Below are 9,005 nucleotides of genomic sequence, written 5' to 3'. Positions count from 1 at the left end.
CCTTGGCATGGTCGGCGGCGGCGCCGGCGCAATGATCGGCAACGTGCACCGGATCGCAGCCCGGCTGGACGGGCAGTTCGATCTGGTGGCCGGTGCGCTGTCCTCGACCCCCGAAAAGGCTGCCGCCAGTGCGGCTGCGGTCGGCATTGCGCGCAGCTATGACGATTTCGAGCAGATGGCCCGCAACGAGGCGGCGCGTCCTGACGGGATCGAGGCTGTCGCGATCTGCACCCCGAACCACCTGCATTTCCCGGCGGCCCGTGCCTTTCTGGCGCAGGGCATCCATGTCATCTGCGACAAGCCGATGACCGCGACGCTGGAGCAGGCGCGCGAACTGGCGGAACTGGCCCGCTCGTCGGATGGGCTGTTCGTGCTGACGCACAACTATTCGGCCTATCCGCAGATCCGGCAGGCGCGCGCCATGATCGCCCGCGGCGATCTGGGTGCCATCCGGCTGGTGCAGGTCGAATACGCGCAGGACTGGCTGACGGAGGCCAGCGACAGCAAGCAGGCGGAATGGCGCGGCGATCCGGCGCGTGCTGGGGCCGGTGGCGCAATCGGCGACATCGGCACGCACGCGTTCCAGCTGGCGCGCTTTGTCACGGGCATGCGGCCCGAGCGGCTGGCGGCCGATCTGTCCAGCTTCGTGCCGGGACGCAAGCTGGATGACAACGCTCATATCCTGATGCGCTATGCGAATGGGGCCAAGGGCATGCTCTGGGCGTCGCAGGTGGCGCCTGGCACCGAGAACGGCTTGAAGCTGCGGGTTTATGGCGAAAAAGGCGGCCTTGAATGGGCGCATGAAACGCCTGAAACCCTGTGGTTCACGCCTTTTGGTCAGCCGACGCAAAAGCTGCGCCGCGCCGGCCCAGGCAGCATGGTCCAGGGCAGCCGCGTCCCGCCGGGCCATCCCGAGGGGTATCTGGAAGGGTTTGCCAACCTTTATACGGAGGCGGCGCAGGCGATCCGGGCGCGGCAGGCCAGCCAGCCCATTTCTGACCATCTGGCCTTGCCAGGGATCGAGGACGGTCTGGAGGGTCTGCACTTCATCGACGCCTGCATCCGGTCCAACCAGGCCGATGCAGCCTGGGTCGAGGTAATGGCATGAGCGACGCGATCCTGGCGCTGGACGGCGTCTCGAAGTCCTTTGGTCCGATCGAGGTGCTGCACGGCGTCGATTTCGCCCTGCGCGCGGGCGAGGTTCATGCCTTGATCGGCGAGAACGGGGCGGGCAAGTCCACGACCATGAAGATCCTGGCGGGCTATCTGGACCCGACGGGCGGGCAGGTCCTGTTCGAGGGTCGGCCCACGCGTTTTGCAGGTTCGGACGAGGCCGAGGATCGCGGGATCATCATGATCCACCAGGAATTCAATCTGGCCGAACATCTGAACATCGATCAGAATGTCTTTCTGGGACGCGAGATCAGGCGCGGTTTCCTGCTGGATCACAAGACGATGCGGCAGCGCACGGCCGATTTGCTGGCGCGGCTGGAGTGTCGTGCCGATCCCGGCGCAAAGGTTAGCCGGATTTCGGTTCCCGACAAGCAGATGGTCGAGATCGCCAAGGCCCTGTCGCGCAGTGCACGCGTGCTGATCATGGACGAGCCGACCGCCGTGTTGACCGAAAAGGAAACCGAGGTCCTCTTCAAGCAGATCGAGCGGCTGCGGGCCGAGGGTGTCGCCATCCTCTACACCTCGCACAAGCTGGGCGAGGTCAAGCGTATCGCGGACCGCGTGACGGTTCTGCGCGACGGGGTGATGGTCCGCTCGGATCTGGTGTCCGAAGTGACCGAGGACGACATGGCCGCTGCCATGGTGGGGCGCGAACTGTCAGACCTGTTTCCTCCCAAGGTGGCGGGCGGGGCCGAGCCCATTCTGGAGGTGGCGGATGTCACCGTCCCGGGCGTGGTGGAGCACGCCAGCCTGACCTTGAGGCGCGGCGAGGTTCTGGGTATCGGCGGGCTGGTCGGTTCCGGCCGGACCGAACTGGCCGAGGCCATTGCCGGGCTGCGCCCGCGCAGTGGCACGGTGCGGCTGAATGGGCAGGCGCTGCCGGCCAATCAGGTGGCCCATGCCATGAAGGCGGGACTGGTCTATCTGACCGAAGACCGCAAGGGTGCGGGCCTGCTGCTGGAAAAATCCCTGCGCGAGAACCTGACGCTGCCGCTGCTGGAGAATTTCGGCCGCCCCCTGATCGACCGCAAGCGCGAGGAAGCCGCGCTGGACAAGGCCATCGGCGATTTCGCGATCCGCGCACCGTCGCGCAGCATGGCCGTGGGCGACCTTTCCGGCGGCAACCAGCAGAAGCTTCTGCTGGCCAAGACGCTGTTGTCGAACCCGGACGTCATCATCATCGACGAACCGACACGCGGCATCGACATCGGAACGAAGCAACAGATTTATACCCTGATCGCCAGACTGGCGGCTGAAGGCCGCAGCATCATCGTGATCTCGTCCGAAATGCCGGAACTGATCGGTCTCGCGTCACGAGTCGTGGTCATGCATGCGGGTCGCATCGCGGGCGAACTGTCCGGGGATGCCGTGACCGAGCGCGGCATCGTCCGGCTGGCAATGGGGATGGACGAAACGGCAACGGCCCATACAATCAAGGATGGCGCGGCATGAGCACGGCAACCCTTCAACAGACGCGCAGCAGGCCCAGGCTGAACCTGCCGGTCATCGCGCCCCTGGTGGCGCTGGTCGTGCTGATCGGGATCGGCATGGCGCTGAACCCGAATTTCCTCAGCTTCGCCAACATCACGAACGTGCTGGCACGGTCGGCATTCATCGGCATCATTGCTATCGGCATGACCTTCGTCATCACTGCGGGCGGGCTGGACCTGTCGGTGGGATCGATGGCCGCCTTCGTGGCGGGCCTGATGATCCTGGTAATGAACATCCTGACGGACAGCATGGGGGGCGGCCTGCCGGTCATCATGATCGGTGTCGCGCTGGCCCTGTTCGTCGGGCTGGCGGCGGGCTTCATCAACGGCATCCTGATCACCAGGGCCGGGATCGAGGCGTTCATCCTGACGCTGGGCACGATGGGCATCTATCGCAGCTTGGTGACTTGGCTGGCCGACGGCGGCACGCTGTCCCTGGGCTACGAGATGCGCGAGCTGTATCGCCCTGTTTATTATGGCGGGATCATGGGCATCAGCTGGCCGATCATCGTGTTCGCCGTGCTGGCCATCCTCGGCGAGGTCGTGATGCGCCACACGGCGTTCGGGCGCCATTGCGCCGCGATCGGATCGAACGAGAAGGTCGCGCGCTATTCCTCGGTTGCCGTTCTGCGCGTTCGCCTGGCCACCTATGTGCTGCTGGGCCTGCTGGTCGGCATCGCCGTGGTCATGTACGTCCCGCGCCTGGGCTCGGCCTCGGCCACCACGGGCCTGCTGTGGGAACTGGAGGCGATCGCGGCCGTCATCATCGGCGGCACCTTGCTGAAGGGCGGTTTCGGCCGCGTTTGGGGGACGGTCGTGGGCGTCCTGATCCTGTCGCTGATCGGCAACCTTCTGAACCTGACCGACTTCGTCAGCCCTTACCTGAACGGAGCCATTCAGGGCGTCGTCATTATCCTGGCGGTCGTGCTGCAACGCAACACCGGCGCGGCTCGCTGATTTTTACCTGTGGGAGGAGTAACTACCATGAGAAAGACCCTGATCGCCACCACCGCCCTGATGGGCCTGACCGCCGTCCCGGCGCTGTCGGAAACCATCGGCATCTCGATCCCCGCCGCGACGCATGGCTGGGCCGGGGCGCTGAGCTTTCACGCCGAACGCACGATGGCCCGCCTGCAAGAGGCAAATCCGGACCTGCAGTTCGTGCTGACCACGACCTCAGACGCCAGCCAGCAGGTTTCCGACCTCGAGGACATGGTCGCGACGCGCAACATCGACGCACTGGTCGTGCTTCCTTTCGAGTCCGAGCCGCTGACCGGCCCGATCCAGCGCATTGCCGACAGCGGCGTCTGGGTCACGGTCGTGGACCGTGGCCTGACGCAGGAAGGGATCGAGGACCTTTACGTGGCCGGTGACAACGACAGCTTCGGGCGCACGGCGGGTCAATATTTCGCCGACACGCTGGACGAGGGTGCAAAGGTTGTCGTGATGCGCGGCATCGCATCGACCGTCGACAACGAGCGCGTGGAAGGTTTCCAGGCGGCTCTGGAAGGGTCCGGCATCGAGGTCCTGGCCATGGATCACGGCAACTGGAACCGCGACACGGCCTTCAACCTGATGCAGGACTACCTGTCCCGCTTCCCCGAGATCGACGCCGTCTGGGCGGCGGACGACGACATGGCCCTTGGCGCACTGGCCGCGATCGAGCAGGCAGGCCGCACCGAAGAGATGTTCGTCGTCGGCGGCGCGGGCATGAAGGAAATCGTTGACCGCATCCGCAACAACGACACGGCGATTCCAGTCAACGTGACCTATCCGCCTTCCATGATCTCGACCGCGATCGAAATGACGGCCCTTGGGCTGACATCGGGTGCCCCGATGGGCGGCGAATTCATCATCGCCTCCGAACTGATCACGTCCGAAAACGCTGAAGACTTCTATTTCGAAGACAGCCCGTACTGATCTGCCATGATGCGGCGCGGAGTTTTTTCCGCGCCGCATTCGACCCGGGTAGGGGGTCGCCGCGCCTGGTGGTGTAAACGGTTTCAGTGTGGGCCTCGTGCCCGAAAGACCGGCGCATTCACATGAGGGAGGAGACCATGACCGATTTCTCGGATCGTACAACTGTTGCCTGCGGCCTGACGCGCCGGGGCTTGTTCCACGGCGCGGGCGGACTGATGGTCCTTGGCGCAGGCCTTGGAGCCGGTGGCGCCACGGCGCAGCCTGCCGGTGGACTGCAGGGAAACATCAACCATTCCGTCGCGCGCTGGACCTTTGGTGACATGCCGCTGGCCGATTTGTGCGTGCTCGGCCGTCAGGTGGGCCTGGGGGCCATCGACCTGTGCGGCCCGGATGACTGGCCGGTGCTGAAGGAGCATGGGCTGGACAGCTCGATGTGCAACGGGGCCGAGATCAGCCTCGAGGATGGCTGGGCTGACCCCGCAAACCATGCCGAACTGATCGAGCGCTATACCCGCCATATCAGGCTGGTTTCGGACGAGGGTTATACCAACCTCATCCTCTTCAGCGGCAACCGCCGCGGCATGAGCGACGAGGAGGGTCTTGCGAATTGTGCCGATGGCCTGTCGCAGATCCTGCTTGCGGCAGAGGCGGCGAGGGTCGTCCTGCACATGGAACTGCTGAACAGCCGCGTGAACCATCCCGATTATCTCTGCGACCGCAGCGCCTGGGGCGTGGCGCTGTGCGAGCGGTTGGGGTCGCAAAACTTCAAGCTGCTTTACGACATCTATCACATGCAGATCATGGAAGGCGACGTGATCCGCACGATCACGGATCACCACCAGTGGTTCGGCCACTACCACACCGCCGGCAATCCCGGCCGGAACGAGCCCGACGAAAGCCAGGAACTGAATTATCCCGCGATCTGCAGGGCCATCCGGGACACCGGGTTCCAGGGCTGGGTCGCGCAGGAGTTCGTGCCTTCGGACAAATCGCCTGATGCCGCCGCAGCCGCGCTGCGCGATGCGGTCCTGACCTGCGACGTCTGAAGCGCCACAAGCAATCACTAAGAAGGAAAGCCAGATGGCAGAAAACATGCATTACGACGCAATCGTCGTCGGATCCGGCATCAGCGGCGGTTGGGCCGCCAAGGAACTGACCGAGCGCGGGCTGAAAGTTCTGATGCTGGAGCGTGGCCGCAATATCGAGCACCAGTCCGATTATGTGAACGCCGACAAGGAAGCCTGGGATTATCCGCACCGCGGCACCGCCACGATCGAGATGAAGGACAATTATCCGGTCCTGCGCCGCGACTATCCGCTGAACGAGCAGACCTTCGGCATGTGGGCCAACGAGCAGGAAAACCCCTACACCGAGGCCAAGCGTTTCGACTGGTTCCGGGGTTATCATGTCGGTGGCCGCTCGTTGATGTGGGGACGGCATACCTATCGTCTGTCCGACACCGACTTCACCGCCAACGAGCGCGAGGGGATCGCGACGGACTGGCCGATCCGGTATGCCGACATTGCCCCCTGGTACGACCATGTGGAGCGCTTTGCAGGCATCTCGGGGACGCGCGAAGGGCTGGACATCCTGCCGGACGGGGAGTTCCTGCCGCCGATCCCGCTGAACATCGTCGAAAAGGACGTCGCTGCGCGCCTGCAGAAGTCCTTTGGGGGCAAGCGTTACCTGATCAACGCCCGGGTGGCCAACATCACCGAGGCCAAGCCGGAACAGAACCGCGTGGCCTGCCAGTATCGCAACAAGTGCTGGTTGGGCTGTCCTTATGGCGCTTATTTCAGCACGCAGTCGGCCACGCTGCCGGCGGCAATGGCGACGGGCAACCTGACGCTGCGCCCCTTCTCGATCGTCAAGGAGGTCCTGTACGACAAGGACACCAAGCGCGCCCGGGGCGTCGAGATCATCGATGCCGAAACCAACATGACCTATGAATACACCGCCGATGTGGTGTTCCTGAACGCTTCCAGCTTCAATTCGACTTGGGTTCTGATGAACTCGGCCACGGATGTCTGGGAAGGCGGCCTGGGATCGTCCTCGGGCGAACTGGGGCACAACGTGATGGACCACCACTTCCGCGTCGGCGCCGAAGGTCGGGTCGAAGGCTATGACGACAAGTACTATTTCGGCCGTCGTCCCGCCGGCTTCTATATCCCGCGCTTCCGCAACACGGATGGCGAGAAACGCCCCTATACCCGCGGCTTCGGCTATCAGGGATCGGCCAGCCGGCAGGGCTGGCGGCGCGAGGTGGCCGAACTGAACATCGGCGCCGACATGAAGGAGGCCCTGTCCAAGCCCGGCAACTGGACCATCGGCATGACCGGCTTTGGCGAGATGCTGCCCTATCATGACAACTTCATCGCGCTGGACCGCTCCAAGACGGACAAGTGGGGAATGCCGGTCCTGTCAATCAGCGTGGACCTGCGCGAGAACGAGATGCGCATGCGCCAGGACATGAAGCAGGACGCAGTCGACATCCTGGAGGCCGCCGGCGTCGTGGACGTCAAGCCGACCGAAAGCGACTATGCCCCCGGGATGGGCATCCACGAGATGGGCACGGCGCGGATGGGCCGCGACCCGGAAACCTCGGTCCTGAACGGCAACAACCAGGTCTGGGACGCGCCCAACGTTTACGTGACGGACGGGGCCTGCATGACCTCGGCCAGCTGCGTCAACCCTTCGCTGACCTACATGGCGTTGACCGCCCGTGCGGCCGAACATGCCGTCACCAGCCTCAAGAACGGAGATCTGTGATGAACCGTCGCCAACTTCTGTCGATGATAGCCGCCGTCACCGGCACGGCCATGGTGGGTGGCCACCGCGCCTTTGCCTATGAGCCGACGCAGGTGGGCGAGAACCTGTTCACGGCGGATGATGTCGCCTTTCTGGACGAAGTGGCCGAGGTGATCATCCCGGCCACGGACACGCCCGGCGCCAAGGATGCCGGCGTGGGCGCCTTCATGAGCGTCTTTGTCAGCGACTGCTATACCGCCAAGGAGCAGGCCAGTTTCCGCGAAGGGATGGAGCGCATCAAGAGCGAGGCGCAGACCAACTATGGCAAGCCATTCCAGGAACTGACGGCGGACGAACGTCGCGAAATGCTGCAGGCCGCCTCGGTCGCCGCGCGCGAGCAGTCGTCGCGCACGCTGGAAGAGGCCGAAGAACGGCGCGAGCAGACGCTGGATCGCCAGCCCGACGCGCAGACCGCCGCCGACGAGGTTCCCGAAGAGGCTGCCGAGCCCGAACTGCACTGGTTCACTCCCTTTCAGCAACTGACGCTGTTCGGCTTCTTCACCTCGGAGGTCGGTGCGACGCAGGTGCTGCGATACGAGCCGGTGCCGGGCGAATACATCGGCGACCTCGCCTACAACGGAGAGCCTGCCTGGGCGACCTGACCTGCTATCCGGCCCCGGGCAACCCTCGGGGCCGTTTCATATCCAAGGAGGAGACACATCATGAAACATATCCCGTTCATCGCCGCGGCCCTGACACTGGCTGCCACCGGCGCCATGGCGCAGGAGATGGACCGCCGCGCCCAGTCCCAGGTGACCGAGGTCCAGGAACCCGTGCCGGCCACGGTCCAGACAGCCGAAGGACAACCGCCGTCCGATGCCACCGTCCTGTTCGACGGCACCAGCCTTGACGGTTGGGAAAGCGTCGATGGCGGTCCTGCCGAATGGACGGTCGAGGATGGGATGATGCGCGTCAACCGCGGCTCCGGCGACATCCGCACGACCGAAAGCTTCTGCGACGTGCAGCTGCATGTCGAATGGCGCTCGCCCTCGAATGACGAAGGGCATGAAGGCCAGGACCGCGGCAACAGCGGCATCTTCCTGCAGGAACGCTATGAGGTGCAGGTTCTGGACAGCCATGAGAACCCGACCTATCCGAACGGCCAGGCGGGCTCGATCTACAAGCAGCACATCCCTCTGGTGAACGCTTCCCGCGAGCCGGGTGAATGGCAGAGCTACGACATCCTCTTCCAGGCGCCGATCTTTGCTGAAGAGGGGGCCTTGCGCCGTCCCGCCCATATCACCGTCCTGCACAATGGTGTCGTGGTCCAGAACCATGTCCAGCTGCAGGGCGCGACGGAATGGATCGGCTATCCCACCTACGAGGCGCATGAATGTGCGCCGATCTCGCTGCAGGATCACGATGCGGATGTCAGCTTCCGCAACATCTGGGTCCGCCCGATGTGATCCGGCGCCCGCCCTGCGTGGCGGGCATCCGTTGATGGACGAAAAAGGGGCCGCGAGTGATCGCGGCCCCAGTCACCTGTCCGGAAGGGAGGTTAGCGCGTTGCACTTTCCGGCAGGTTTTCGGTCAGGAAGGTGGCGCCTGTCATCACGACCTCGGCTGCATCCAGCGGCTGGTCATGCTCGATGATGTACCACTGCGCGCCGGCCT

8 protein-coding genes are annotated in these 9,005 nt (G+C 64.3%); all 8 read left to right on the top strand.

Annotation, left to right across the window (positions count from 1 at the left end; all coding sequences use genetic code 11):
* Positions 1 to 1,108: Gfo/Idh/MocA family protein (locus ACLHHB_RS15500; RefSeq protein ID WP_410219183.1), on the top strand; the 1,108-nt coding region annotated here is incomplete at its 5' end.
* The gene (locus ACLHHB_RS15495; protein WP_410219182.1) at positions 1,105 to 2,625 is read left to right on the top strand and encodes a sugar ABC transporter ATP-binding protein; all 1,521 of its coding nucleotides are present in this window, start codon (positions 1,105 to 1,107) and stop codon (positions 2,623 to 2,625) included. The genes ACLHHB_RS15500 and ACLHHB_RS15495, both read left to right, overlap by 4 nt.
* The gene (locus tag ACLHHB_RS15490; protein WP_410219181.1) at positions 2,622 to 3,620 is read left to right on the top strand and encodes an ABC transporter permease; all 999 of its coding nucleotides are present in this window, start codon (positions 2,622 to 2,624) and stop codon (positions 3,618 to 3,620) included. Before ACLHHB_RS15495 ends, ACLHHB_RS15490 begins: the two co-directional genes overlap by 4 nt.
* A 27-nt stretch (positions 3,621 to 3,647) precedes the next feature.
* The gene (locus tag ACLHHB_RS15485) at positions 3,648 to 4,583 is read left to right on the top strand and encodes an ABC transporter substrate-binding protein (protein ID WP_410219180.1); all 936 of its coding nucleotides are present in this window, start codon (positions 3,648 to 3,650) and stop codon (positions 4,581 to 4,583) included.
* 137 nt (positions 4,584 to 4,720) lie between these two features.
* The gene (locus ACLHHB_RS15480; RefSeq protein ID WP_410219179.1) at positions 4,721 to 5,629 is read left to right on the top strand and encodes a hydroxypyruvate isomerase family protein; all 909 of its coding nucleotides are present in this window, start codon (positions 4,721 to 4,723) and stop codon (positions 5,627 to 5,629) included.
* 34 nt (positions 5,630 to 5,663) lie between these two features.
* Positions 5,664 to 7,352 carry a GMC oxidoreductase gene (locus ACLHHB_RS15475; protein ID WP_410219178.1) on the top strand — a complete coding sequence of 563 codons (1,689 nt, stop codon included), beginning with the start codon at positions 5,664 to 5,666 and terminating at the stop codon, positions 7,350 to 7,352.
* Positions 7,352 to 7,993, top strand: a complete 642-nt coding sequence (locus tag ACLHHB_RS15470; protein WP_410219177.1) for a gluconate 2-dehydrogenase subunit 3 family protein — start codon at positions 7,352 to 7,354, stop codon at positions 7,991 to 7,993. Before ACLHHB_RS15475 ends, ACLHHB_RS15470 begins: the two co-directional genes overlap by 1 nt.
* 60 nt (positions 7,994 to 8,053) lie before the next feature.
* Entirely contained in the window at positions 8,054 to 8,797 is a 744-nt protein-coding gene (locus tag ACLHHB_RS15465) for a DUF1080 domain-containing protein (protein WP_410219176.1), read from the top strand.
* The last annotated feature ends 208 nt before the right edge of the window (positions 8,798 to 9,005 follow it).

The organism is Paracoccus sp. (in: a-proteobacteria) (genome assembly GCF_046462195.1).
In the GTDB taxonomy this organism is placed as follows: Bacteria; Pseudomonadota; Alphaproteobacteria; order Rhodobacterales; family Rhodobacteraceae; genus Paracoccus.
Note: the sequence above shows the minus strand (reverse complement) of the source record. Positions and strands in the feature narration are given on the sequence as shown.